General features: G+C 70.1%; 22 protein-coding genes and 1 tRNA gene. 14 read left to right on the forward strand and 9 right to left on the reverse strand.

Annotated features, from left to right (window positions below; genetic code table 11):
• Positions 1-185 precede the first annotated feature (185 nt).
• The gene (gene paaN / locus ACFUPX_RS35175) at positions 186-1,877 is read left to right on the forward strand and encodes a phenylacetic acid degradation protein PaaN (RefSeq protein WP_383332122.1); all 1,692 of its coding nucleotides are present in this window, start codon (positions 186-188) and stop codon (positions 1,875-1,877) included.
• 15 nt (positions 1,878-1,892) lie between these two features.
• On the opposite strand, the gene ACFUPX_RS35180 is transcribed toward paaN, so the two are convergent.
• Genes ACFUPX_RS35180 through ACFUPX_RS35190 form a run of 3 tightly spaced genes read right to left on the reverse strand, consistent with a single transcriptional unit; the run spans position 1,893 to position 4,781 of the window.
• Entirely contained in the window at positions 1,893-2,672 is a 780-nt protein-coding gene (locus ACFUPX_RS35180) for a TrmH family RNA methyltransferase (protein ID WP_383332162.1), read from the reverse strand.
• Positions 2,673-2,706: 34 nt separating this feature from the next.
• Complete coding sequence (locus ACFUPX_RS35185; protein WP_383332124.1) at positions 2,707-3,942, reverse strand: HTTM domain-containing protein; 1,236 nt, start codon at positions 3,940-3,942, stop codon at positions 2,707-2,709.
• The gene (locus ACFUPX_RS35190; protein WP_383332126.1) at positions 3,939-4,781 is read right to left on the reverse strand and encodes a DUF5819 family protein; all 843 of its coding nucleotides are present in this window, start codon (positions 4,779-4,781) and stop codon (positions 3,939-3,941) included. The genes ACFUPX_RS35185 and ACFUPX_RS35190 overlap by 4 nt, the downstream gene beginning before the upstream one ends.
• Positions 4,782-5,051: 270 nt before the next feature.
• Here ACFUPX_RS35190 and paaA point away from each other — a divergent pair, with 270 nt between their 5' ends.
• The 6 genes from paaA to ACFUPX_RS35220 all read left to right on the forward strand — a co-directional run bounded on the left by paaA (position 5,052) and on the right by ACFUPX_RS35220 (position 9,930).
• Positions 5,052-6,050 (forward strand): 1,2-phenylacetyl-CoA epoxidase subunit PaaA, encoded by a 999-nt coding sequence (gene paaA / locus ACFUPX_RS35195; protein ID WP_383332128.1) that lies wholly within the window; start codon positions 5,052-5,054, stop codon positions 6,048-6,050.
• Complete coding sequence (gene paaB, locus ACFUPX_RS35200) at positions 6,047-6,337, forward strand: 1,2-phenylacetyl-CoA epoxidase subunit PaaB (protein ID WP_363210366.1); 291 nt, start codon at positions 6,047-6,049, stop codon at positions 6,335-6,337. The genes paaA and paaB overlap by 4 nt, the downstream gene beginning before the upstream one ends.
• Positions 6,334-7,083, forward strand: a complete 750-nt coding sequence (paaC, locus tag ACFUPX_RS35205; protein ID WP_383332130.1) for a 1,2-phenylacetyl-CoA epoxidase subunit PaaC — start codon at positions 6,334-6,336, stop codon at positions 7,081-7,083. The genes paaB and paaC overlap by 4 nt, the downstream gene beginning before the upstream one ends.
• Positions 7,077-7,568: a 1,2-phenylacetyl-CoA epoxidase subunit PaaD gene (paaD, locus tag ACFUPX_RS35210; RefSeq protein WP_383332132.1), complete on the forward strand. Its 492-nt coding sequence runs from the start codon at positions 7,077-7,079 to the stop codon at positions 7,566-7,568. Before paaC ends, paaD begins: the two co-directional genes overlap by 7 nt.
• The gene (paaE, locus tag ACFUPX_RS35215; protein ID WP_383332134.1) at positions 7,568-8,644 is read left to right on the forward strand and encodes a 1,2-phenylacetyl-CoA epoxidase subunit PaaE; all 1,077 of its coding nucleotides are present in this window, start codon (positions 7,568-7,570) and stop codon (positions 8,642-8,644) included. Before paaD ends, paaE begins: the two co-directional genes overlap by 1 nt.
• A 152-nt stretch (positions 8,645-8,796) precedes the next feature.
• Entirely contained in the window at positions 8,797-9,930 is a 1,134-nt protein-coding gene (locus tag ACFUPX_RS35220; protein WP_383332136.1) for an acyl-CoA dehydrogenase family protein, read from the forward strand.
• 13 nt (positions 9,931-9,943) lie between these two features.
• On the opposite strand, the gene ACFUPX_RS35225 is transcribed toward ACFUPX_RS35220, so the two are convergent.
• The 5 genes from ACFUPX_RS35225 to ACFUPX_RS35245 all read right to left on the reverse strand — a co-directional run bounded on the left by ACFUPX_RS35225 (position 9,944) and on the right by ACFUPX_RS35245 (position 15,438).
• The gene (locus ACFUPX_RS35225) at positions 9,944-10,291 is read right to left on the reverse strand and encodes a rhodanese-like domain-containing protein (RefSeq protein WP_383332138.1); all 348 of its coding nucleotides are present in this window, start codon (positions 10,289-10,291) and stop codon (positions 9,944-9,946) included.
• Between the two features lie 22 nt (positions 10,292-10,313).
• Entirely contained in the window at positions 10,314-11,228 is a 915-nt protein-coding gene (locus tag ACFUPX_RS35230) for a J domain-containing protein (protein WP_383332140.1), read from the reverse strand.
• Positions 11,229-11,387: 159 nt separating this feature from the next.
• Positions 11,388-12,839 carry a DUF2252 domain-containing protein gene (locus ACFUPX_RS35235; RefSeq protein WP_383332142.1) on the reverse strand — a complete coding sequence of 484 codons (1,452 nt, stop codon included), beginning with the start codon at positions 12,837-12,839 and terminating at the stop codon, positions 11,388-11,390.
• A gap of 213 nt (positions 12,840-13,052) precedes the next feature.
• Positions 13,053-14,747, reverse strand: coding sequence for an acyl-CoA dehydrogenase family protein (locus tag ACFUPX_RS35240; RefSeq protein ID WP_383332144.1), 1,695 nt, complete (start codon positions 14,745-14,747; stop codon positions 13,053-13,055).
• An 82-nt stretch (positions 14,748-14,829) separates the two neighbouring features.
• Positions 14,830-15,438, reverse strand: a complete 609-nt coding sequence (locus ACFUPX_RS35245; RefSeq protein ID WP_383332146.1) for a TetR/AcrR family transcriptional regulator — start codon at positions 15,436-15,438, stop codon at positions 14,830-14,832.
• Positions 15,439-15,783: 345 nt separating this feature from the next.
• Here ACFUPX_RS35245 and ACFUPX_RS35250 point away from each other — a divergent pair, with 345 nt between their 5' ends.
• Positions 15,784-16,998, forward strand: coding sequence for a cation:proton antiporter (locus ACFUPX_RS35250; protein ID WP_383332147.1), 1,215 nt, complete (start codon positions 15,784-15,786; stop codon positions 16,996-16,998).
• A gap of 154 nt (positions 16,999-17,152) precedes the next feature.
• Here ACFUPX_RS35250 and ACFUPX_RS35255 read toward each other — a convergent pair.
• Positions 17,153-17,239, reverse strand: a tRNA-Leu gene (locus ACFUPX_RS35255).
• A gap of 462 nt (positions 17,240-17,701) precedes the next feature.
• Between ACFUPX_RS35255 and ACFUPX_RS35260 the strand changes: the two genes are divergently transcribed.
• The 6 genes from ACFUPX_RS35260 (at position 17,702) to pknB (ending at position 25,901) form a co-directional block, all read left to right on the forward strand.
• Positions 17,702-18,598, forward strand: a complete 897-nt coding sequence (locus ACFUPX_RS35260; RefSeq protein WP_383332148.1) for an FhaA domain-containing protein — start codon at positions 17,702-17,704, stop codon at positions 18,596-18,598.
• A 10-nt stretch (positions 18,599-18,608) separates the two neighbouring features.
• A complete protein-coding gene (locus ACFUPX_RS35265; RefSeq protein ID WP_383332150.1) occupies positions 18,609-19,133 on the forward strand; it encodes an FHA domain-containing protein in 525 nt (174 codons plus the stop codon).
• 128 nt (positions 19,134-19,261) lie between these two features.
• The gene (locus ACFUPX_RS35270) at positions 19,262-20,818 is read left to right on the forward strand and encodes a Stp1/IreP family PP2C-type Ser/Thr phosphatase (RefSeq protein ID WP_383332152.1); all 1,557 of its coding nucleotides are present in this window, start codon (positions 19,262-19,264) and stop codon (positions 20,816-20,818) included.
• 26 nt (positions 20,819-20,844) lie between these two features.
• Positions 20,845-22,272 carry an FtsW/RodA/SpoVE family cell cycle protein gene (locus tag ACFUPX_RS35275; RefSeq protein WP_383332154.1) on the forward strand — a complete coding sequence of 476 codons (1,428 nt, stop codon included), beginning with the start codon at positions 20,845-20,847 and terminating at the stop codon, positions 22,270-22,272.
• On the forward strand, positions 22,269-23,732 hold the full coding sequence (locus ACFUPX_RS35280) for a peptidoglycan D,D-transpeptidase FtsI family protein (RefSeq protein ID WP_383332155.1): 1,464 nt from the start codon (positions 22,269-22,271) through the stop codon (positions 23,730-23,732). The genes ACFUPX_RS35275 and ACFUPX_RS35280 overlap by 4 nt, the downstream gene beginning before the upstream one ends.
• Before the next feature lie 168 nt (positions 23,733-23,900).
• Positions 23,901-25,901: a Stk1 family PASTA domain-containing Ser/Thr kinase gene (gene pknB / locus ACFUPX_RS35285; protein WP_383332156.1), complete on the forward strand. Its 2,001-nt coding sequence runs from the start codon at positions 23,901-23,903 to the stop codon at positions 25,899-25,901.
• Positions 25,902-25,959 lie beyond the last annotated feature (58 nt).

Below are 25,959 nucleotides of genomic sequence, written 5' to 3' on the forward strand. Positions count from 1 at the left end.
CTCCCGCACGAGGCGCCCGCCGGAGGGTGCGGGGTGCCCGGCGAGAAGTTGTCCACAGGTTCGGCGGACCCCCTTGTCCCGACCGATCGTTCGGTTACTCTAGCTCTGTCCGTCTGTTCCTGCCCACCGCCCTGCCCAGCTCGCCGGCTCGACGAAGAGCCGGCTCGACGAGGAGTTGGTCCGATATGGCCGCCGAACTCACCGCGCCCCAGCTGATCGCCACGCACCGGCCCACGCTCGACCAGGCGCTGGAGACGATCCGCACGCGCGCGTACTGGTCGCCGCACCCCGAGCACCCCAAGGCCTATGGAGAGAACGGCAGCCTGAGCCTGCCCGAGGGCAAAGCCGCCTTCGACGCCCTCCTGGGCAACCGCTTCGATCTCGACCAGCCAGGCACGGACGACTGGACAGGCGCGGAAGTCTCTCCGTACGGGCCCGAGTTGGGCATCACGTACCCCCACCCGGACATCGACACGCTGCTCCCCGCGATGCGCGCGGGAATGCGCGCCTGGCGCGACGCGGGCGCGGAAGTGCGCGCGATGGTCTGTCTGGAGATCCTGTCGCGCATCAGCGCCCGCACGCACGAGATGGCCCACGCGGTCATGCACACCAGCGGCCAGGCCTTCATGATGGCCTTCCAGGCGGGCGGACCGCACGCCCAGGACCGCGGCCTCGAAGCGGTGACGTACGCGTACGCCGAGCAGGCCCGCACCCCTGACAACGCCGAGTGGTCCAAGCCCCAGGGCAAGCGCGACCCGATCGCCCTGAACAAGCGTTTCACGCCCGTGGCGCGCGGCATCGCGCTCCTGATCGGCTGCAACACGTTCCCGACGTGGAACGGCTACCCGGGCCTCTTCGCCTCCCTGGCCACCGGCAACCCGGTCCTGGTCAAGCCCCACCCCCGCGCGGTGCTGCCGCTCGCGCTGACGGTGCGCATCGCGCGCGAGGTCCTCGCCGACGCGGGCTTCGACCCGAACCTGGTGTGCCTGGCCACCGAGCGACCGGGCGAAGGCATCGCCAAGACCCTCGCCGTCCGCCCCGAGATCAAGATCATCGACTACACGGGCTCGACGGCCTTCGGTGACTGGCTGGAGGCCAACGCCCGCCAGGCGCAGGTCTACACGGAGAAGGCCGGCGTGAACACGGTCGTCGTCGACTCGACGGACAACTACAAGGGCATGCTGGCCAACCTGGCCTTCTCCCTGTCGCTCTACAGCGGCCAGATGTGCACGACCCCGCAGAACCTCCTGATCCCCCGGGACGGCATCGCCACGGACGCCGGAGCGAAGTCGTACGACGACGTGGTGTCCGACCTCGCCGCGTCGGTGAACGGCCTGCTCGGTGACGACGCACGGGCGAACGGCATCCTCGGCGCCCTGGTCAACCCGGACGTGAAAACCCGCCTGGAGGCCGCGCCCGGACTCGGCGAAGTGGCCCTGCCCTCACGGGAGATCAGCAACCCCGAGTTCCCCGACGCCGTGGTCCGCACCCCGGTCATCGTCAAGCTGGACGGCGCGAAGCCGGACGCCGAGGCGGTCTATCTGAACGAGTGCTTCGGCCCCGTCTCCTTCGCCGTCGCGGTCGACTCCTCCGCGGACGCCGTGGAGTTGCTGCGCCGCACGGTGCGCGACAAGGGCGCCATGACGGTCGGCGCGTACACGACGTCGGACGAGGTGTCCGGCGCCGTGGAGGAGACCTGCCTGGAGGAGTGCGCCCAGCTCTCCTTGAACCTCACGGGCGGGGTCTACGTGAACCAGACGGCCGCGTTCTCGGACTTCCACGGCTCGGGCGGCAACCCGGCGGCGAACGCCGCCCTGTGCGACGCGGCCTTCGTGGCCAACCGCTTCCGCGTGGTGGAGGTGCGCAGGGACGCCTGACGCCCGGCGGCGGGTTCAGGCCTCCGTGCCCGGGGGCCTGCCCGCCGACCAGTGGAAGAGCGTCATCCCGACGCTGGTGGCCAGGTTGTAGCTGGACACCTGTGGGCGCATCGGCAGCGACACCAAGTGGTCGGCGCGCTCCCGCAGCCGCGCGGACAGACCGCTGCGCTCGGACCCGAAGGCCAGCACGGCGTCGTCCGGCAGCTTGAGGCCGCGGATGTCCTCGCCTTCCGCGTCGAGCGCGAACACCGGCCCCGGCGGCAGCTCGGCGACGTCCATGCGCTCGACGGCCGTGGCGAAGTGCAGACCCGCGCCCCCACGTACGACCGTGGGATGCCAGGGGTCGAGCGTGCCCGTCGTGACGACTCCCGTCGCCCCGAATCCCGCCGCGAGCCGGATCACGGCCCCGGCGTTGCCCAGATTGCGGGGGTCGTCCAGGACGACGACCGGCGCGGTCCTCGGCATGCGGGCCAGCGCGTCGAGGTTGGCCGCGCGGGAGGGACGCACCGCCAGAGCGGCCACGCCGGTGGGGTGCAGACGCGGTACGAGGTGGCGCAGGGTGGCGTCCGGGACCTCCACGAGGAGCGCGTCGAGGGCGTCCTTCACGTCCGGCGCGAGCTCGTCGGCCAGGGCCAGCACGCCGGCCCTGTCGGCGGCGAGGGCCGAGGGGATCAGCGCCCCGAAGCGCACCGCGTGCTTGATGGCATGGAAGCCGTCCAGGAGCACGGAGGCGTCGGCAGCCTCTCGCCAGGCACGCACGGCATCGTCCGGATCACGCTGGTGCGTCCCGTTCATCGCGCGTACGTCCCGCATCGCGCGTGCGTCCCGTTCATGAAGGGAAGCCTACGCGCGCGTGCTCGGTGGATTCTGTCGCCGGTTCCTCGTCCGCCCCGCGCTGCCCCGGCACCGTACGACCGCGCGAGAACCGCGAGAACAGCGCTTCACGACCGCGCGCCGTCCAGCCGCCGACCCGTCGCAGGAACGACGTCGGCAGGAACACCGCGTCGGCCGCGATCATCGCGAGGGAGAAGAACGGCAGGCCGAGGACGACCGCGATGACCGCGTGCTCGCAGATCATGGCGGCGAGCAGGACGTTCTTGACCCGCCTGTTGAAGAGGGTGAAGGGGAAGGCGACCTGCACGGCGACCGTCCCGTACGTCACCAGCATCACCATGAGGCCGTGCGAGGCGAGCAGGTCGGAGAGCGCGGGCCAGGGGGAGAAGTAGTCGAGGCGCAGCGGGTAGTAGATGGCCGTGCCGTCCTGCCAGCGACTGCCCTGGATCTTGTACCAGCCGGCCGTCGCGTAGATCAGACACGCCTCGACCATGATCACCAGTAGTGCGGCGTTGTGCGCGAGCTTCACGACGACATCGAGGAGCTTGCGCGCCTCGCCGTCGGGCGCGCGTCGGCCGACGGCCCACCACAGGCCGTGCGAGAACCACAGCCCCCAGAAGACCAGCATCCAGCCCCCGCTGAGCTCCCCCATGAACGTCACCACGGACAGGCCGAGCCCAAGCACCCACCACAGCACGGGCCCTGCCCGGTCGACGGGCTCCGCCGCCTTCTCCTGGCCGACCGAGGCCGTACGCGCGCGTGCGGCACGCCGGGCGTCGAGCGACCAGACCTGGCCGCAGCGCGTGAACACCAGGTAGGTGGCCATGAGGTGGATGACGTTGTCGCCGCCGTCGCCCATGAAGATGGAGCGGTTCTGCAGCGAGAGCACGCCGATCATGAAGAGCACGGACATCGTGCGCGTACGCCAGCCGAGCATCAGCAAGGCGCTGCTCAGAACGGCGAGCGCGTAGAGGACCTCGAACCACAGGTGCCCGTCGGACCACATCAGCGCCGTGAAGGCGTCGTTCTCGGCGATGAGCTGCTGCGCCATGTCCCAGTTCCACGGGCTGTCGGGCCCGTACAGCTCATGGCGGTTGGGGAGTTCGCGCAGCAGGAAGAGCAGCCAGGTGGCGGCGAATCCGATGCGGACCACGGCGGTCTGATAGGGGCCGAGGGCGGATGCCGTGATCCGCTCGATGCCGTTGCCGAGCAGGGAGCCGAAGCGGTTCATCGGGCGTCCCCCTCGGACTCCGTGGCCTTGGCCTCGGCCTCGGTCTCGACCCCGGCCTTTGCCCCGGCCTTGGCCTTGGCCTTGGCCTTGGCCTTGTCTTCGGCCTTGCCCAACGGCACGTCGTCGGGCGTCACCGACCACCACGGCAACTGGCGGAGCGCCGGTTTGGTGGCGACCTTCTCGTCGCTCCACTCGGGGGCGGGCACGTTCGTGGTCCTGGAGCGGACCTGGACACGCTCGATGGCGGCGCCCGGACCCAGGTGCTCCTCGCGCCCGACGCGCATCACGACGATGCGGCGGATGTAGCGCTCGGAAAGCTCTCCGCGCAGGCCGCGGGGACGATTCTGCGCGTCGTGGGCGGCCACGTAGAAGTCCCAGGCCCTGCGCAGTTCGTTCTGCTGCGTGTGGCTGGGCAGCAGATTGCCGTCGATGGCGGTGCCGTCACGCGCGGAGAGGTCGTACCAGCCGGTGGTCCGGGTGGTCCCGTCGCCCGTACGGATCTCGGCGCGGGCCTGCACCGCGATGTTCTGCTGCATCGGGTTGGGCGCGAAGAGCTTCCAGTTCTGCTCGAACTCGGGGTAGATCCAGTCGTCCACGGCCTGCCCGTGCTGCTTGGTCATGGTGTTCGCGGGGGCGACGTGGAGGAAGAGCATGCCGACGTGGACGCAGGCAGTGACGGTGATGAGCGCCAGCGCGAGTACGGCGGCGACCTGGTAGCGCGGGGAGAGGGCGGCGATACCGGCGCGGGGCGGGGGCGGGGACGCGGTGCTCGCCGCAGGGGCGGCGCTCGCGGGGGCGGCGCTCGCGGGGGTGGCAGCGGCTGAGGGGGCGGCGTCCAAGGATGGGATCGGTGGCTCGTTCGCGCTGTCGTCGTCCGCGTTCATTTCGCCCCGATTCCCGATCCCGCACGGTGATGCGCCCGCCGGCCCGCCCGTCACACGGCTCTCTACCGCCCGCTCCGCACCGGAACGGTACTCATGCCTGCGCGTCAGGCACAGCGTCCGTGAAGTTATCCACAGGGTTGACACCTTATGGCGCTGAGCCGCACCATTGAATTCCACGAACCGAACGATCGGTCGGTAGCTAGCTAGAGGTCGAGGGGGACCGCGATGGCGACAGCAGCCGAGCATCAGACGGCCCGGTCCGAGCCGGACCAGGCAGCGGCCGACGCCGCACGCACAGCGGCGCACGCATCCGCGTTCGACGCCGCCGTCGCGGCCGACGAGCGCATCGAGCCGCGCGACTGGATGCCCGACGCCTATCGCGCCACCCTCGTCAGGCAGATAGCGCAGCACGCCCACTCCGAGATCATCGGCATGCAGCCCGAGGCCAACTGGATCACGCGCGCCCCGTCCCTGCGGCGCAAGGCGATCCTGATGGCCAAGGTGCAGGACGAGGCCGGCCACGGCCTCTATCTGTACAGCGCGGCCGAAACCCTGGGCACCAGCCGCGACGAGCTGCTCGACAAGCTGCACTCGGGCCGCCAGAGGTACTCGTCAATCTTCAACTACCCCACGCTGACCTGGGCCGACGTCGGCGCGATCGGCTGGCTGGTGGACGGCGCCGCGATCACGAACCAGGTCCCGCTCTGCCGCTGTTCCTACGGCCCCTATGCCCGCGCGATGGTCCGCGTCTGCAAGGAGGAGTCGTTCCACCAGCGCCAGGGGTACGAATCGCTCCTCGCCCTCAGCCGGGGCACCGAGGCCCAGCACGCGATGGCGCAGGACGCGGTGGACCGCTGGTGGTGGCCGTCCCTGATGATGTTCGGCCCGCCGGACGACGAGTCGTCGCACTCGGAGCAGTCCATGACCTGGAAGATCAAGCGCCACTCGAACGACGAGCTGCGCCAGCGCTTCGTGGACATCTGCGTCCCCCAGGCCGAGTCTCTGGGTCTCACCCTCCCCGACCCGGACCTCGTGTGGAACGAGGAGCGGGGGCAGCACGACTTCGGCCCGATCGACTGGACAGAGTTCTGGGCGGTCCTCAAGGGCAACGGGCCCTGCAACGACGAGCGGATCACCCAGCGCAGGAGCGCGCACGAAGAAGGCGCGTGGGTGCGCGAGGCAGCAGCGGCGTTCGCCGCCAAGCACGGGGAGGCGAAGGCATGAGCAGCTCGACCGAGTGGCCGCTGTGGGAGGTGTTCGTGCGCTCCCGCCGAGGGCTCTCCCACACCCACGCAGGCAGCCTGCACGCACCGGACGCGGAGATGGCGCTTCGCAACGCCCGCGATCTGTACACCCGCCGAAGCGAAGGCGTCTCGATCTGGGTCGTCCCGTCCACCCAGATCACCGCCTCCTCGCCCGACGAGAAGGACTCCTTCTTCGAGCCGGCCGGCGACAAGCCCTACCGCCACCCGACGTTCTACGACATCCCGGACGGGGTGAAACACCTGTGACCACGCCACTGACCCCGACGGCCACCGCCTTCGCCCTCGCCCTGGGCGACGACGCGCTGGTGCTCTCCCACCGCCTGGGGGAGTGGGCGGGCCACGCGCCCGTCCTCGAAGAAGAGGTCGCCCTCGCGAACATCGCGCTCGACCTGCTCGGCCAGGCACGCATCCTGCTCTCCCTGGCCGGGGACGAGGACGAACTGGCCTACCTGCGCGAGGAGCGCGCCTTCCGCAACCTCCAGCTGGTCGAGCAGCCGAACGGCGACTTCGCCCACACCATCGCCCGCCAGCTCTACTTCTCCACCTATCAGACCCTTCTGTACGGCCAACTGGCGCGCACGGACAGCACCTTCGCCCCACTGGCGGCGAAGGCGGTCAAGGAAGTCGCCTACCACCAGGACCACGCGGAGCAGTGGACACTGCGGCTCGGGGACGGGACAGCCGAGAGCCATGAGCGGATGGAGCGCGGCATCGACGCGCTCTGGCGGTTCACCGGCGAGATGTTCCAGCCGGTCGAGGGCCTCGACGGAGCGAGCGGCTCCGAAGGCATCGACTGGCAGGCGCTGCGTCAGAGCTGGACGGAGTCGGTGACCGCCGTCATCGAAAAGGCGACCCTGACCGTGCCCTCAGGTCCCCAGCAAGGGGCCTGGGCGGCGGGCGCGGGACGCCAGGGCCTGCACACCGAGTCCTTCGGACGGATGCTCGCCGAGATGCAGCACCTGCACCGCAGCCACCCGGGGGCGTCATGGTGACCACCGCCCTGGAGGACGAGCTCTTGGCCCTCGCCGGCTCCGTGCCCGACCCGGAACTGCCGGTCATCACGCTGGCCGAGCTCGGCGTCCTGCGCAGCGTCCATGTCCGCGGCATCGGCAAGGTCGACGTAGAGCTGACCCCCACGTACACCGGCTGCCCGGCCATCGAGACCATGACCGCCGACATCGAGCAGGTGCTGCACGAGCGCGGCATGGCCGAAGTCCGCGTACACACCGTGCTCTCCCCCGCCTGGTCGACGGACGACATCAGCGCCGAGGGCCGCCGCAAACTGGCGGAGTTCGGCATCGCGCCCCCGCGCCCACACAGCGCCGGCGGGCCGATACCCCTCACCCTCTCGGTCCGCTGCCCGCACTGCGGATCGACCGACACCGAACTGCTCAGCCGCTTCTCCTCCACGGCCTGCAAGGCCCTGCGCCGGTGCATCGCCTGCCGTGAACCCTTCGACCACTTCAAGGAGTTGTGATGGCACGCTTCCACCCGCTCCGGATAGCGGCGGTCGAGCAGCTCACCGACGACTCCGTGACCCTTACCTTCGACGTGCCCCCCGCCCTGCGCGAGGAGTATCGCTACGCACCGGGCCAGCACCTCGCCCTCCGGCGCTTCGTCGACGGGGCCGAGATCCGGCGTACGTACTCGATCTGCGCACCCGCGCCCCACCCCGAGCGCCCCTCGGAGCCGCGGACCCTGCGGGTCGGGGTGCGCTTCGTGGAAGGCGGCGCCTTCTCGACGTACGCCCTGAAGGAAGTCGCCGTCGGCGACGAGCTGGAAGTGATGACCCCGGCCGGTCGCTTCACGCTGGAACCGGCACCCGGACGCTATGCGGCGGTGGTCGGCGGCAGCGGGATCACACCGGTGCTTTCCATCGTCACGACACTCCTGGAGCGCGAACCGAACGCCACGTTCTGCCTCATCCGGAGCGACCGCACCGCCGCGTCGACGATGTTCCTGGAGGAGGTCGCCGACCTCAAGGACCGCTGGCCGGACCGGTTCCAGCTGGTCACGGTGCTCTCCCGGGAGGACCAGCAGGCGGGGCTCGACTCCGGACGGCTCGACGAGGAGCGGCTCGGCAAGCTGCTGCCGGCGCTGCTGCCCGTCGAAGAGGTGGCGGGCTGGTTCCTGTGCGGCCCGTTCGGACTGGTGCAGGGCGCGGAGAAGACACTGCGCGGCCTCGGTGTGGCGCGCCAGCGCATTCACGAGGAGATATTCCACGTGGACGACGGCCTCGCCTCGCCCACGCCCGCCCCCGACTCCGCCGCCCCCGCACACAGCACCGTGACGGTGACGCTCGACGGGCGTTCGGGCACCTGGCCCGTCCAGGACGGCGAGTCCCTGCTCGACACCGTGCTGCGCAACCGCGCGGACGCTCCGTACGCCTGCAAGGGCGGGGTGTGCGGAACCTGCCGGGCGTTCCGGGTCTCGGGCGAGGTGCGGATGAACCGCAACTTCGCGCTGGAGCCGGAGGAGACCGAGGCGGGCTATGTGCTGGCGTGCCAGTCGCACCCGGCCACGGACACGGTGGAGTTGGACTTCGACCGCTGAGACCAGCGGCGCCGGCGCCGCGCTCCCTCCTACTCTCCCCTTCGCTGTTCCCTTCCCGTAGAACCTGTTCTATCTTGACGACCCGTCAGAAACGGCGAGCGAGTAGTAGACGCGGAGAAGCGCCGTCGGGCCGGTGCACGGGAGGACAAGCAGTGGACTTCACCTTCACCGAGGAACAACAGGCGGCCGTCGAGGCGGCAAAGGCACTCTTCGCCTCCGTCACACCCGACGGCGTGCCGAGCCCCGCCCTCGTACCGGGCGCCGTCGCCGAGGACTTCGACCGCGCCCTATGGGCCAAACTCGCCGGATCCGACCTGCTGAGCCTGCTCCTCGACCCCGAGCACGGCGGCGCGGGCCTGGACGCCGTCGCCCTCTGCCTCGTCCTGCGCGAGTCGGCCAAAAAGCTCGCCCGGGTCCCGCTCCTGGAAAGCAGCGCGGCCGCGTATGCCGTGCAGACCTATGGCAGCACTGAGTTGAAGCAGCGCATCCTGCCGGGGGCCGCTCGCGGAGAGCTCGTACTGACCGTCGCGCCGAACGGCCGCAGCGGGCACGACCCCGCCGAACTCTCCGTCACCGCACGCCAGGACGGCGACGACTGGCTGCTCGACGGCACCCAGACAGCCGTGCCCTGGGCACAGAACGCCGACTACATCGTGGTGCCCGCCCACACCTCCGCCGGGCGGGCCGTCCTCGCCCTGATCCCCCGCGTACACGAAGGCCTCACGCTCGCCGACCAGGTGTCCACGAGCGGTGAACGCCTCGGTGAACTCAGCCTCGATTCCGTACGGATCGGCGGCGCCGACATCATCGAGGCCGACGGGGCCTGGGACTGGCTGCGCGATCTGCTCGCCACCGGGACCTGCGCCCTGGCGCTCGGCCTCGGCGAGGGCGTACTGACCATGACCAGCGAATACACCAGCAAGCGCGAGCAGTTCGGCTTCCCCGTGGCCACCTTCCAAGCCGTGGCCGTACAGGCGGCCGACCGCTACATCGACCTGCGCGCCATGGAAGTCACCCTCTGGCAGGTGGCCTGGCGCATCAGCACCGGCGCGAGCGGCGCCCTGCCCGCCGCGGGAGACGTGGCCGTCGCCAAGATCTGGGCGTCGGACGGCGTACGCAGAGTGGTGCAGACGGCCCAGCATCTGCACGGCGGCTTCGGATCAGACACCGACTACCCCCTGCACCGGTACCACGCGTGGGCCAAACAGCTGGAGCTGTCCCTGGGCCCGGCAGCAGCGCACGAGGAGGCACTGGGCGACCTGCTCGCCGCCCACCCCCTCGGCTGAACCAGCGGCCGAACTAGACCACGACGCCCGGCTGGCCCTTGTCGTCGACGACGGGCCGGCCCGCGGCCTCCCAGCTCTGCATGCCGCCATCGACGTTCACCGCGTCGATGCCCTGCTGGACGAGGTACATGGCCACCTGCGCCGAACGACCGCCGACCCGGCAGATGACATTGACCTTGCCGTCCTGCGGGGCGGCCTCGGTCAACTCGCCGTAACGGGCGACGAACTCGCTCATCGGGATGTGCAGCGCACCCGCGGCGTGACCCGCCTGCCATTCCTCGTCCTCGCGGACGTCCAGGAGAAAGTCGCCGCTTGCGAGGTCGTTGACGCCGACCGTGGGCACGTGAGATCCGAAAGCCATGCCCCCGACGCTACCCGACGGACTAAGCGGTCAGCCGCGCAAGCTCGGCCTCGCGCTCGGTGACCTGCGCGAGCAGCTGCTCGGCGATCTCTTCGAGCAGCTGGTCCGGATCGTCGGGCGCCATCCGCAGCATCGCGCCGATCGCACCCTCCTCCAGCTCCCGGGCGACCACGGTCAGCAGCTCCTTGCGCTGCGCCAGCCACTCGAGGCGCGCGTAGAGCTCTTCGCTCTTGCTCGGCCACTGCTGCTCGGCCACGGGGCCGGCGGCCCACTCCGCGGACAGTTCCCGCAGCAGGGGCTCGTCCCCACGGGCGTAAGCGGCGTTCACGCGCGTGATGAACTCGTCCCGGCGGCTGCGCTCCGCGTCGTCCTGGGCCAGGTCCGGGTGGGACTTGCGGACGAGCTCGCGGTAGAGCTTGCGGGCCTCGTCGCTGGGCCGCACCCGCTGCGGGGGGCGCACCGACTGATCGGTCAGCATCGCGGCGGCCTCGGGATAGAGGCCCTCGCCGTCCATCCAGCCGTGGAACAGCTCCTCGACACCCGGCATCGGCATGACCCGCGCCCGCGCCTCGTCCGCCTTGCGCCGGTCCTCCGGGTCACCGCTGCGGGCCGCGAGGGCCTCGGCGATCTCGGCGTCCAGCTCGTCGAGGCGCGCGTACATCGGGCCGAGCTTCTGGTGGTGGAGCCGGGAGAAGTTCTCCACCTCGACCCGGAAGGTCTCGACGGCGATCTCGTACTCGATCAGCGCCTGCTCGGCCGCCCGGACCGCCTTCTCGAGACGGTCCTCGGGCCGCGCGGCGCCGCTCTGCCCCGCCGCCCCGTCGGAAGCCCCACGACCGGCGGTCGCGGGATCGGGATCAGGATCGCGGTCAAGGCCGAGATCGGAATCGGGGTCGGGCGTCTGGGGCTGCGTCGGCTCGGCTTCCGGGGTTGTCACCCGTCCAGCCTAGGCCACCGAGACACGGCCCCGACCGAGCGGCAGCCGACGCGGCCGGGCGCCCCGCCGAGCCCTCGCCACACAGCCTTCCGGTGGGGGGCCCTCCCTCCCCCTCCCCCCTCCCCTCCTCCCCGCCCCACACCCCCACCGCAACTCACCTCACACCCCCGCCTCCGCCGCCACCCGCCCCTCCTTGACGGCACGCACCAGCTCCGCGTGGTCCGCCTCCGTCCGGTTCGCGTACGCCACCGCGAACGCCGAGACGGCCGTGTCCAGCTCGTCGTTCTTGCCGACGTAGCCCGCTATGAGCCGCGGGTCGGCGCTGTGTGCGTGTGCGCGGGCCAGCAGGGCTCCGGTCATCCGGCCGTAGTCGTCGATCTGGTCGGCGGCCAGCGCTGCCGGGTCCACGCTGCCCTTGCGGTTCCTGAACTGCCGTACCTGGAAGGCCCTCCCGGCGACCGTCGTCCACCCCAGCAGGAAGTCGCTGACCACCTGCATCCGCTTCTGCCCGAGCACCACCCTGTGCCCCTCGTGCGCGACCTCCGGGACTTCGAAGCCCGCCGTGGGCAGGTGCGGCAGCAGCGCGGAGGGACGGGCCTCCTTGACCTGGAGCACCAGTGGCTCGCCCCGGTGGTCGAGCAGCAGCACGACGTACGACCGCAGGCCGACGCTGCCCGTGCCCACGACGCGGAACGCCACGTCCTGGATCGCGTACCGCGCGAGCAGCGGCAGCCGGTCCTCGGACAGCGTGCCCACGTAGTCCCCGAGCGCGGAGGCGACCTCGGCCGCCTCCGCGTCCGGTATGCGCCGCAGCACCGGTGGGGCGTCGACGAAGCGCCGCCCGACGAGGCCGCCCTCGCCCTCGACCCGCTCGGTCGACTTGGCGGCGAACCGGGCGCTCGTGTTGTGCCGGGCCTTTTCGGAGACGCTCTCCAGGGTTCCGAGCAGGTCCCGGGCGTCCGTGTGCGAGACCAGCTTCTCGTCCGCGATGGCGTTCCACGCGTCGAACGCCGGGAGCTTCGCGAGCAGCCGCATCGTGCGCCGGTACGCCCCCACCGCGTCGAACGCCGCTTCCCGGCAGACGTCCTCGCTCGCCCCCGCCTCACGCCCCGCGAGCACGAGGGAGGCCGCGAGCCGCTTCACGTCCCACTCCCAGGGCCCGTGCCCCGTCTCGTCGAAGTCGTTCAGGTCCATCACCAGGCCGCCCCGCGCGTCCCCGTACAGACCGAAGTTCGCCGCGTGTGCGTCACCGCATATCTGGGCGCCTATCCCCGTCACGGGGGTCCGCGCGAGGTCGTAGGCCATCAGACCGGCGGCCCCGCGCAGGAAGGCGAAGGGCGTCGCGGCCATCCGTCCCATCCGGATCGGCGTGAGCTCGGGGAGCCTGCTGCGGTTGGAATCCTCCACGGCCCCGACCGGACCGGGGCGGCCGTCGTCCTCGGCGAACCACGCGTGCGAGGCGCGGCCGACCCGCTCCCGCAACGCCTTGCCCTCCTTCTTCGGCGAACGAGCCTCGCCCGAACTCTCCGATACCGCCGAAGGCCACTGCGCGAACCCCGTCACCCGAGGAAGCCCCGCACCACCGAATCGCGCACCATCGGTCTCCGTCATGCCCACTGCCCTCGCCCCGCATCCCCCACGTCCTGGCGGCCCCCATGGGCCTCACCTGGCATGAAGGTACCGCCGTGTGCCCGACCCGCGTCAGAGCCTGTGGACAACCCGCGACCTGTGGAAAACCCCGACACCCGGGGCACCCCGAACACCCCGCCCCGGACGCCCCTGGACGCCCCTGGACGCCCAGGCACCCCACTGCCCCCCCGGCCATCAAGCAGGCAGCCGCCCCAGCAACTCCGCGAAGTCCGTGCCCGGCGGCAGCGTCCCGAAGGCGAAGCCCTGGTCGCCCGCGAGCCGTGACGCGCAGAACGTGTCCGCGACGGCGGCCGGTGCGTGGCGGACGAGCAGCGAGCCCTGGAGGACGAGTGCGGCCCGCTCGATGATCCGGCGGGCGCGCAGCGGAGCGTCCTCGGTGAGGACGAGCTCGCCCCGCAGCTCGCGCCAGGCCGTGTCGAGCCGCCGGTCGGCTCCGGCCGCCGCCTCGATCTCCGTACGGAAGGCGTCGAGGGAATCGGGCTCGCGGGCCAGGGCGCGCAGCAGGTCGAGGGCGTTGACGTTGCCGGAGCCTTCCCAGATGCCGTTGAGCGGGGCCTCGCGGTAGAGGCGGGGCATGCCTGATGCCTCGTCATAGCCGTTGCCGCCGAGGCATTCGAGGGCTTCGGCGACGACGGCGGGCTGGCGCTTGCACACCCAGTACTTGGAGACGGCGGTGGCCAGGCGCAGGAACGCGCGCTCCTGGGTGTCGCCGCGCTGGGCCCGGTCGGCGGCGCCCGCGAGGCGCAGACCGAGGGTGGTGGCCGCCTCCGACTCCAGGCCGAGGTCGGCGAGCACGTTGCGCATCAGTGGCTGGTCGATGAGCTTGGCGCCGAACACCGAGCGGTGGCGGGTGTGGTGCGCGGCCTGGGCGAGGGACTCACGTATGTGTCCGGCGGAGCCGAGTACGCAGTCCAGGCGCGTCATCGTCACCATGTCGATGATGGTGCGTACGCCCTTGCCCTCGTCGCCGACGAGCCAGGCCACCGTGTCGTCGAACTCGGGTTCGCTGCTCGCGTTGGAGCGGTTGCCGAGCTTGTCCTTGAGGCGCTGGATGCGGAACGTGTTGCGGCTGCCGTCGGGCAGCACGCGCGGTACGAGGAAGCAGGAGAGGCCGCCGGGTGTCTGCGCGAGCACGAGGAAGAGGTCGTTCATCGGGGCGCTGGTGAACCACTTGTGGCCGCGCAACCGCCAGGTCCCGTCCGCTTGTTCGACGGCGGCCGTCGTGTTCGCCCGGACGTCCGTGCCGCCCTGCTTCTCCGTCATGCCCATCCCGGCGAGCAGTCCGCGCTTGCCGGCCGGGGTGCGCAGGCCGGGGTCGTAGACGTTGCTGGTGAGCAGCGGCTCGTAGAGCGCGGCGAGGCCGGGAGAGCGCCGCAGGGCGGGGACGACGGCGTACGTCATGGAGACCGGGCACATGTGGCCCTGTTCCATCATGGTCGCGACCATGAAGGTCGCCGCGCGGGCCACGTGGGCGCCGGGACGCTCGTCCGCCCAGGCGCTACCGGCGGCGCCCGCGCCGACGGTGGCGGCCATCAGCGAGTGGTACGCGGGGTGGAAGTCGACCTCGTCCACGCGGTTGCCGTAGCGGTCGTGGGTGCGCAGCTCGGGTTCGTGGCGGTTGGCCTGGTCGGCCCAGGTGCGCGCCTCCTCGCTGCCGACGAGACGGCCGAAGCTGTGCAGGTCCTCGAGGTGCCACTCGGCACCCTCGCGGCGCACGCCTTCGACGAGCACCGGGTCGTCGGCGGCGTCGTGACCTGTCAACGGGGGTGCCTGGTTGGTCACTTCATGCGTTACTGCGATCGGGTTGCTGTGCGGTGACGTCGGCGGCGACGGCGGTGACGACGGCGACGCGGTGGTGGTCGTAGCCATGGATCTCCTCCGGGTGATCGGGCGGTCAGTGAAGCTCGGATGCTCGGATGCTCGGATGCTCGGTCGATCACGCTCAGAACGGTCAGTCGCGCGGCGCCCCCGCGCACCGCAGCGCCATGGCGGTGAGTTCGGCGAGGAGTTCGTCGGTGGCGGTCTCGTCGGGGGCGCCCAGCGGGTCGACGAGGACCTCGCCGATCGCTCCGGTGAGCGCGGCCGCGGTGATCTCGCCGTTCTGGGCGGGCAGCAGCCCCGCCGCCATGCCCTCGTGCACCACCTCGGCGAACAGCGCGCGGTAGCGGCGACGGAATTCGAGGCGCTCGGCGCCGACCGCGGGTTCGGCGGGGGCGGCGAGCAGGGCGTAGGCGAGGCCGCGGTTCTCCAGGGCGCGGCGGGCGAAGACCTCCACGCCCTGCCCGAGGCGCTCGACCGGGTCGCCCGGCCCGTGCAGCACTTCGCCGAGTACGTCCACCTCGCGTCCGGCGGCCCGCCGGAACACCTCCACCGCGAGCGCCGCCTTGGACGGGAAGTGCTGGTAGACGGAGCCCGCCGCGATTCCTGCCGAGTCGGCCACTGCGGTCACGGACGCCTGCGACCAGCCCACTTCGGCGACGACAGCGGTGGCGCAGGCGACGAGGCGCTCCCGGCCGGCTGCGAGGCGGTGGATCTCGGCAGGGGTCTTGCGGTAGGCCATGAAAGAAGTGAACCACCATTCAGACTTTCCCACCATGGTGGCGGCCTCCTGAGACGGCCCCACCAAAAGGACGACGGAACCGAGGGCCCCAACGCAAACACCCCACCCGCGACGCGCGATCCGCGATCCGCGACCCGCGACCCGCGACCCGCGATCCGCTACCACGGAACCCCCACCCCAGCCAGCGACACACCCCTCCACCCCCACGCATCGCCCGCTCGGTCCGCCCCCACATGCGGCGCACCCCCACCACCCCGACGCTCGGACCATGCGCACCCGTACCCGTACCCGCAGCCGTTCCGCCCTCGCGCCACGGCCCGGCACGCGGGGAGGCAGGACAGCGGCATGACCCACCCGGGAACGCTCATCCTGATCATGGCCATCGCCGTGCTCGCGCCCCTCCTCGCGCACGGCGTGAGCCGCTGGGTCCGCATCCCGTTGGTCATCTTCGAGATCGTGCTCGGGATCCTCATCGGCCCCGACGTGCTCGGCTGGGCGCGGCACGACGAGATCATCGACACGCTCTCGGAGCTCGGCCTGTCCATGCTGATCTTCCTGGCCGGGTACGAGATCGAGTTCGCGGCGATCCGCGGCGACACCCTGCGCCGCTCGGTCCGGGCCTGGGTGATCTCCCTCGCCCTGGGCCTGGGCGTCGCACTGGCGCTGACCGGCCTCGACCTCTCCCGCAGCGTGGTCATCGGCACCGCGCTCACCAGCACCGCGCTCGGCACCGTCCTGCCGATCCTGCGCGACAGCGGCGATCTGCGCGGACGCTTCGGCACCGTGATGATGGCGTTCGGCGCGGTCGGGGAGTTCGCGCCCATCATCGCCATGGCGGTACTGCTCAGCGGCCGCGCTCCGGGAGTGTCCACCGTGGTCCTCGCCGCCTTCGCGGTCATCACGGCGGCGGCGATCTACTGGGCGCTGCGCCCCCACCCGCCCTGGTTCGCCCAGATCATCCGTACGACGCTGCACACCAGCGGTCAGTTCGCCGTGCGCTTCGTGATGCTGCTGCTGGTCGCGATGCTCGCCCTGTCGCACGCGTTCGGCCTCGACGTGCTCCTCGGGGCCTTCGCCGCGGGCCTGTTGACCCGGCTCGTCTTCCACGGGGCCGCGCCCGAGAGCAGCGCGGAGGTCCTCGGCAAGGTCGAAGCGATGGGCTTCGGATTCCTCGTCCCGCTGTTCTTCATCGTCACCGGCGTCAACTTCGATCTCGCCTCGCTGCTCGACGGCGGCCGGGCCCTCCTCCTGCTGCCGGTCTTCCTGCTCCTGTTCCTCGTCGTACGAGGACTCCCGGCGTACGCACTGGCACCGCGCGACCTGAACCCCACCGACCGCAGGGCCCTGACCCTGTACTCCTCGACCTGTCTGCCGCTCGTCGTCGCCATCACCACGATCGGCCTGGACGAAGGGGCCCTGCAGAAAGGGGAGGCGGCGGCCCTGGTCGGAGCCGCCATGGTCTCCGTCCTGGTCTTCCCGCTGCTCGCGCTGCGGGTGCGGGCCAGGGCGGGCAAGGCGACGATCCCGGGGGGACCCGTCACGGAGTCGGAGTCGTGGTGAGGGGAGGCGGGGCACTCCCCGTTGATCCAAAGTGAGATAGCTCACCGCGAGCGCCCTGTCCGGACCAAGCACGGACGGCAAGCACGGACGCCGAGCCCGGACAACGAGAAGCGGGCCCCCACCAGGACTTTCGTCCTGACGGAGACCCGCCACATGGTGCGCGAGGGGGGAGTTGAACCCCCACGCCCTTTCGGGCACTGGAACCTGAATCCAGCGCGTCTGCCTATTCCGCCACCCGCGCATGGGTGTTGTCTCGGGTTCTCCCACCACCTGGCACGAATACTGCTGTTCGGCCGTTGTTCGGTGCGAGCGCCTTTCGACATCAGAAGATTAGCACGGTGGCGAGGGTGGATTCACATCCGTATTCGGGGGCAGCCGCCCCTGACGATCCGGGGGGACACGGGCCTCCACCGACCAACGGGCGACCGACGGACGACCGACCGGCGACCGACTACCGACCGACTTGCGCCGTACCCGGCGAAGCTCCGCAGCCGGGTGCGGGACACTGGTTTGAGGCCCCCTCTACGATCCCGGGTAGAGGAGCCTGAGAGGAGCCCGGACGGATCCCGGAAGCCTGGTGCGGGCATGCCTTGTGAGAGGCGACACTCATCGACCGGGCGGACAGGGGGAACCAGCCGATTTCCCTGCGCGTGGATACGATCAGTAAGCAGTACCAGGATGACTACGACGGAGGAGGTGCCCCATGGGAGTCATGAAGAAGTTCGAGCAGCGACTCGAAGGTCTCGTCAACGGCACCTTCGCCAAGGTGTTCAAGTCCGAGGTCCAGCCCGTCGAGATCGCCGGCGCCCTGCAGCGCGAGTGCGACAACAACGCGACGATCTGGAACCGCGAGCGGACCGTCGTCCCCAATGACTTCATCGTGGAGCTCAGCGCGCCCGACTTCGAGCGCCTGAGCCCCTACTCGGGGCAGCTCGGCGACGAGCTCTCCGGGATGGTGCGGGAGTACGCCAAGCAGCAGCGCTACAGCTTCATGGGCCCCATCAAGGTCCACCTGGAGAAGGCGGAGGACCTCGACACGGGCCTCTACCGGGTGCGCAGCCGCACGCTGGCCTCCAGTACCTCGCAGAGCCCCGAGCGCGCTCCGGCGGGCCCCTCCGCGGGCCCCACGAACGCCGCCCAGAGCCCCGCCAGGCCCCCTGCGGGCGGCGGGGGCGGTGGCTACGGCTATCCGCAGCCCGCTCAGCCCTCCAGCCCGCCTCCCATGCCCGCCGGACCGCCCCCGGGCGGACGCCCCGGCGGCTCCGCTCCGGCACCGAGCCGCCCCCAGGGGCCCGGCGCGGGACCTCTTCCGGGTGCGCAGGTGCGGCGCTGGATCGAGATCAACGGCAATCGCCATCAGATCTCCCGCCCGACGCTGGTGCTGGGCCGCAGCACCGACGCCGATGTGCGGATCGACGACCCCGGCGTATCGCGCCGGCACTGTGAGATCCGGACCGGAACGCCCTCGACGATCCAGGATCTCGGGTCTACCAACGGCATCGTGGTAGACGGGCAGCACACCACCCGCGCTACGCTCCGCGACGGCTCGCGGATCGTCGTGGGCCAAACCACCATCGTTTACCGGCAAGCCGAAGGGTGAAGCGGGGGCAATGTCAGAGCTGACCCTGACGGTCATGCGGCTGGGTTTCCTAGCCGTTCTGTGGCTGTTCGTGATCGTGGCCGTCCAGGTCATCCGTAGCGACCTGTTTGGAACACGTGTCACACAGCGCGGCTCGCGCCGTGAGAACGCGCGACCGCAGCAGGCCGCCCGCCAGCAACAGCAGGCGGCAACACCACCTCCCCAGCGCCAGCAGCAGAGCGGCGGGCGGCAGCGCCGTGGCGCCCCCAGCAAGCTGGTCGTATCCGAAGGGATCCTGGCGGGCACGACGGTCGCCCTGCAGGGTCAGACGATCTCGCTGGGCCGAGCGCACGATTCGACGATCGTGCTGGACGACGACTACGCGTCCAGCAGGCATGCCAGGATCTATCCGGACCGGGACGGCCAGTGGATCGTCGAGGATCTCGGGTCCACCAACGGCACGTATCTCGACCGGACCCGACTCACCACCCCGACGCCCGTTCCGCTGGGCGCGCCGATCCGCATCGGCAAGACCGTCATCGAGCTGCGGAAGTAGTACTACGTCATGACAGAGCGCGAGCGGAGCGAGCGAGCCGAGGCGGTCCACACACTGGACGCCAGCGCGCTCCCGACCGGAGGGTGGGCACCGTGCGGATGTACCCGGAGCCGACGGGCGAGGTGCGCATGAGTCTGTCTTTGCGCTTCGCCGCCGGATCGCACAAAGGCATGATCCGGGAGGGGAACGAGGACTCCGGTTACGCCGGTCCGCGTCTTCTCGCGATCGCCGACGGCATGGGGGGCCAGGCCGCGGGTGAGGTGGCGAGCTCCGAGGTGATCTCGACGCTCGTCACCCTCGACGACGACGTACCGGGATCGGACATCCTCACGTCGCTCGGCACCGCCGTGCAGCGCGCCAACGACCAACTGCGCCTGATGGTCGAGGAGGACCCCCAGCTCGAGGGCATGGGGACGACGCTGACCGCCCTCCTGTGGACGGGACAGCGCCTGGGTCTCGTACACGTCGGCGACTCACGCGCCTACCTCCTTCGGGACGGCGTCCTCACGCAGATCACCCAGGACCACACCTGGGTGCAGCGTCTGGTCGACGAGGGCCGGATCACCGAAGAGGAAGCCACCACCCACCCGCAGCGCTCCCTGCTGATGCGCGCGCTGGGCAGTGGTGAGCACGTCGAACCGGACCTCTCCATCCGTGAGGTCCGCGCGGGCGACCGCTATCTGATCTGCTCGGACGGACTCTCCGGCGTCGTCTCGCACCAGACGATGGAAGACACCCTCGCGAGCTACCAAGGCCCGCAGGAGACCGTGCAGGAGCTCATCCAGCTCGCGCTGCGCGGCGGCGGCCCCGACAACATCACGGTGATCGTCGCCGATGTCCTGGACATCGACAGCGGCGACACCCTCGCCGGCCAGCTCTCCGACACCCCCGTGGTCGTCGGCGCGGTCGCCGAGAACCAGCTCCAGGCGCAGGACGACGGCGCCATGCAGACCCCCGCGGGCCGCGCGTCGGGCCTGGGCCGTCCCGTGCCCCCGCAGCCCTCCGGAGGCGGCTTCGGGCCGCCCGGGAGCGGGGACACGGCGGGATACGTGCCCGAGGGGAGCTTCGGCGCGTACAGCGACGAGGACTTCGTGAAGCCCGGCGGCGGCCGTAAATGGCTCAAGAGATCGCTCTACACGGTGCTCGCCCTGGCGGTCATCGGCGGCGGCCTGTACGGCGGCTACCGCTGGACCCAGACCCAGTACTTCGTGGGCACGAACGAGAAGAACGTAGCCCTGTACCGCGGCATCGACCAGGATCTGGCGTGGGTCAGCCTGTCGAAGGTCGAGGAGAACTACCCGCAGATCGAACTCAAGTACCTGCCGCCGTACCAGCGCAAGCAGGTCGAGGCGACCATCGCCGAGGGCAACCTCGACGACGCCAAGAGCAAGATCGAAGAGCTCAGTCTGCAGGCGTCCGCCTGCGAGAAGGACGTCAAGCGCCGCGAGGCCGAGCGTGAGAACGCCAAGCCTGGCGAGGGCGAGGCGGGCGGCACCACAGGTCTGGCCGCCAAGGCCCCGACCGACGACCCGACCGACCCGGCGGACAAGAACGACACGACGGACAAGAACGACAAGAACAACTCGACCGACAAGAACAAGTCCAAGACCGCACCGACTCCCACACCCGGCCCCAGCCTCTCCGAGGACGAGGAGAAGCTGGTCCCGCTGTGCGGTAAGCAGTAAGCAGCCGTTGGGGGCCTTTGCACGCCATGAGCAGTAGCACTACACACACGTCGACCATCGGCGCGATCGGAGCGCCGAGCAGGCGCAACACCGAGCTCGCGCTCCTCGCGTTCGCCGTCGTCATCCCGCTGTTCGCCTACATCAACGTAGGCCTCGCGATCGACGGCAGGCTGCCCTCCGGCATGCTCGGCTACGGCTGCGGGCTCGGACTCCTCGCATCCGTCGGTCACATCGTGGTGCGCAGGTACGCGCCCTACGCGGACCCGCTGCTGCTGCCGATCGCGACGCTGCTCAACGGCCTCGGTCTGGTGGTCATCTGGCGCCTGGACCAGTCGGAGAAGCTTCAGGGCCTCGCCAAGGCGGCGACCGGTTCCTTCAGCCCCTCCGCGCCCAAGCAGCTGATGTACTCGGCGATCGGCATCGCGCTCCTGGTAGCCGTGCTGCTCGCGCTGAAGGACCACCGCGTCCTGCAGCGCTACACGTACATCTCCATGGTGGCCTCCCTGATCCTGCTGCTCCTGCCGCTCGTGCCGGGCCTCGGCATGAACGTCTTCGGCGCCAAGATCTGGATCAGCGTCGGCGGATTCTCCATCCAGCCCGGTGAGTTCGCGAAGATCGTCATCGCGATCTTCTTCGCGGGCTATCTGATGGTGAAGCGCGACGCACTAGCCCTGGCCAGCCGCCGCTTCATGGGCATGTACCTGCCGCGCGGCCGTGACCTGGGCCCGATCATCGTCGTCTGGGCGATGTCGATCCTGATCCTGGTCTTCGAGACCGACCTCGGTACGTCGCTGCTGTTCTTCGGCATGTTCGTCGTGATGCTGTACGTCGCCACGGAGCGCACCAGCTGGATCGTGTTCGGCCTGGTGATGTCCTCGGTCGGCGCCGTGGGTGTGGCCACGTTCGAGCCGCACGTGCAGGAGCGTGTGGATGCCTGGCTGAACCCGTTCTCCGACGCCGTCATCGCCTCCACGGGCAGCGACCAGATCGCCCAGTCCCTGATGGCGTTCGGCTCGGGCGGCGTGCTCGGCACCGGACTCGGCCAGGGCCACTCCGACCTGATCGGCTTCGCCGCCAACTCCGACTTCATCCTCGCCACCTTCGGCGAGGAGCTCGGTCTCGCCGGCGTCATGGCGATCCTGCTCATGTACGCACTGATCGTGGAGCGCGGTGTCCGTACCGCCCTGGCGGCCCGTGACCCGTTCGGCAAGCTCCTGGCGATCGGCCTGTCCGGCGCCTTCGGCATCCAGGTGTTCGTCGTCGCGGGCGGCGTCATGGGCCTGATCCCGCTGACCGGTATGACCATGCCGTTCATCGCGAACGGCGGTTCGTCGGTGATCGCCAACTGGGCGCTGATCGGCATCCTCATCCGTATCAGCGACACCGCGCGCCGCCCGGCGCCGGCTCCCGCCCCCAACCCCGACGCCGAAATGACGCAGGTGGTCCGACCGTGAACAAGCCCCTGCGCCGGATCGCGATCTTCTGCGGGCTCCTCATCCTCGCCCTGCTCGCCCGGGACAACTGGCTTCAGTACGTGCAGGCCGACACGCTCGCCGAGCACACGAAGAACCGCCGTGTCTCCATCGAGCGCTACGCCCAGCCGCGCGGCGACATCATCGTCGACGGCAAGGCCATCACCGGCTCCAAGGAGGCCGGCGGCGGCGACTACAAGTACCAGCGGACGTACAAGAACGGGCCCATGTGGTCGCCCGTCACCGGCTTCGCCTCGCAGCGCATCGGCGCCACGCAGATCGAGAGCCTCGAGGACGGCATCCTCACCGGCAACGACGACCGGCTCTTCTTCACCCGCAGCCTGGACATGATCACGGGCAAGAAGAAGGAGGGCGGCAACGCCGTCACGACGCTGAACGCCGCCGCGCAGAAGGCCGCGTACGAGGGTCTGAAGGGCCGCGGCAAGGGCGCGGTCGCCGCGCTCGACCCGTCGACCGGCGCGATCCTCGCCCTGGCCTCGGCTCCTTCGTACGACCCCTCGACCTTCGCGGGCAACACGGACAAGGAAGCCGAGCAGTTCGGGAAGCTGGACAAGAACAAGAACCAGCCGATGCTCAACCGCGCCCTGCGCGAGACGTACCCGCCCGGCTCCACCTTCAAGGCGGTCACGGCGGCTGCGGCCCTTGAGCACGACCTGTACAACGACATCGACGCGCCCACCAAGTCGCCGCTGCCCTGGACGATGCCCGACACCCAGACCCCGCTGCCGAACGAGGGCAACATCCCCTGCAAGAACGCCACGCTGCGCGAGGCGCTGCGGGTGTCCTGCAACACCGTCTTCGGCAAGATCGGTTCGGACCTCGGCAAGGACAAGATGCTCGAGACGGCCGAGAAGTTCGGCTTCAACGAAGAGCAGTTCGTGCCGGTCCGCTCGAACGCCTCCGTCTTCCCCAAGAAGATGGACAGGCCGCAGACCGCGCTCTCCTCCATCGGCCAGTTCGAGACGGCCGCGACGCCGCTGCAGATGGCCATGGTCGCCTCGGCCGTCGCCAACGACGGCAAGCTGATGGAGCCGTACATGGTCAGCGAGCTGCAGGCGCCGAACCTGGACGTGATCGAGAAGCACGCGCCCAAGGAGATGAGCCGGCCGCTCTCCGAGGAGAACGCGCAGAAGCTCCAGGACATGATGGAGACGGTCGTCAACGACGGCACCGGCACGAACGCCAAGATCCCCGGCGCTACCGTCGGCGGCAAGACCGGCACCGCCCAGCACGGCATCGACAACAGCGAGAACCCCTACGCCTGGTTCATCAGCTACGCCAAGACCGACTCCGGTTCGCCGGTGGCCGTAGCCGTGGTCGTCGAGGACAGCAAGGCCGGCCGCGACGACATCTCCGGTGGTGGTCTGGCCGCCCCCATCGCCAAGGACGTGATGCAGGCGGTGCTCGACAGCAAGAAGTGACCCCTGTCACGGCCTCTTCACATCAGTGCACGTTGCGATACCGGTCCTGTATCGGGTGACGGTGGCGGCCGGGTCACGTAAGGCGAGCCGGGTACGGTATGCCCGGACAGCACACCGCCGGACCACACAAGGGTGCGGTCGGGACCGACGGAGAGGGCTGGATTAGCTATGGAAGAGCCGCGTCGCCTCGGCGGGCGGTACGAGCTGGGCCAGGTGCTCGGCCGGGGCGGGATGGCGGAGGTCTACCTCGCGCACGACACCCGCCTCGGACGCACCGTGGCGGTGAAGACGCTGAGGGTCGACCTCGCGCGTGATCCGTCGTTCCAGGCCCGGTTCCGCCGTGAGGCCCAGTCGGCCGCTTCGCTCAACCATCCTGCGATCGTCGCGGTCTACGACACCGGCGAGGACTACGTAGACAACATCTCCATCCCGTACATCGTGATGGAGTACGTCGACGGTTCCACGCTGCGTGAGCTGCTGCACTCCGGGCGCAAGCTGCTGCCCGAGCGCGCCATGGAGATGACCATCGGCATCCTCCAGGCCCTTGAGTACTCCCACCGCAACGGCATCGTCCACCGCGACATCAAGCCCGCGAACGTCATGCTGACGCGCAACGGCCAGGTCAAGGTCATGGACTTCGGCATCGCCCGCGCCATGGGCGACTCCGGGATGACGATGACGCAGACGGCGGCGGTCATCGGCACCGCGCAGTACCTCTCCCCCGAGCAGGCCAAGGGCGAGCAGGTGGACGCGCGAAGCGACCTCTACTCGACGGGCTGCCTGCTCTACGAGCTCCTCACGGTGCGCCCGCCCTTCGTCGGGGACTCCCCGGTCGCGGTCGCCTACCAGCACGTACGGGAAGAGCCCCAGGCTCCCAGCGTCTTCGACGGCGAGATCACGCCGGAGATGGACGCCATCGTCCTGAAGGCCCTCACCAAGGACCCGGACTACCGCTACCAGTCGGCGGACGAGATGCGCGCCGACATCGAGGCCTGCCTCGACGGCCAGCCCGTCCAGGCCACCGCCGCCATGGGCGCGGTCGGCTACGGAAGCCACCCGGACGACCAGCAGACGGCGATGCTGCGCCCGCAGAACGGCGGCGGCCAGACGTCGATGATGCCGCCGGTCGGCCCGGACGACGGGTACGACGACCACTCACGCCGCCGCCAGAAGAAGAGCAACACTTCTACGATCCTGCTGGTTCTGGCGGGGTTGCTGGTCCTGGTGGGCGCGATCCTGATCGGGAAGTGGGCGTTCACCGGCGGCGGTGGCAGCGATTCGATCAAGGCACCGAACTTCGTGGGCGAGAAGCTCTCCGAGGCCAAGGAGTCGGCTCAGAACGTGGACCTCGTGCTCGACGACACCGAGCACAAGCCGTGCGCGAAGTACCCGAAGGGCGAGATCTGCGCCCAGGACCCGGGTGCGAACGCCACGGTCAAAAAGGGCGACACGATCAACGTGACGGTGTCCACCGGGGCGCCGAAGGTCGCGGTGCCGAAGGTCGTCGGCCTGGATGTCGACGCCGCCACAGAGAAGCTCGAGAGCGACAAGTACCAGTTCGACGTCGACACCAAGCCTGTGGAGTCCTCCGGTACGCCGGACGAGGTTCTCGACTCGGACCCGGTCTTCGGTACCGAGGTGGAAAAGGGCAGCAAGATCACCCTTGAGGTCGCCAAGGAAGCCGCCAAGTCCACGGTCCCCGACGTCACCGGCAAGACCTGCGAAGAAGCCAAGGCGCAGCTGAAGACCAACGACCTCGTCGGCACCTGCGAGGAAGAAGAGAGCGACTCCGTCGAGGCCGGCAAGGTCATCTCGCAGAGCCTCGCCCCGCAGACCCAGGCCGACCCCGGTTCCTCGGTCTCGCTGAAGGTCGCCAAGGCGGCTGAGAAGGCCACCGTGCCTGCCCTCACCGGCCAGAAGCTCAAGGACGCCCGCAAGGCCGTCGAGGACGCCGGTCTGACGGTGGGCACCATCACGGGCCCGCAGGACGACGAGGCCCTCGTGGTTCTCTCGGATCCGCCCGCCAATCAGGAGGTCGCACCGGACACCGCGATCAACCTGACCACGGCAGGCGGCAACCAGGGCGACAACGGAGGCGGCAACGGCGGGGACGACGGAGGCGGCTTCCTCGGAGGCAGCGCCGGGTTCTCCCGCAACAACGAGGACTAGCTCACCCCTGGCCCTCCGCAGTACATGACAGGAGCCCCGGACACCGCCGAGCAGGCGG

Source organism: Streptomyces sp. NPDC057302 (assembly GCF_042667685.1).
In the GTDB taxonomy this organism is placed as follows: domain Bacteria; phylum Actinomycetota; class Actinomycetes; order Streptomycetales; family Streptomycetaceae; genus Streptomyces.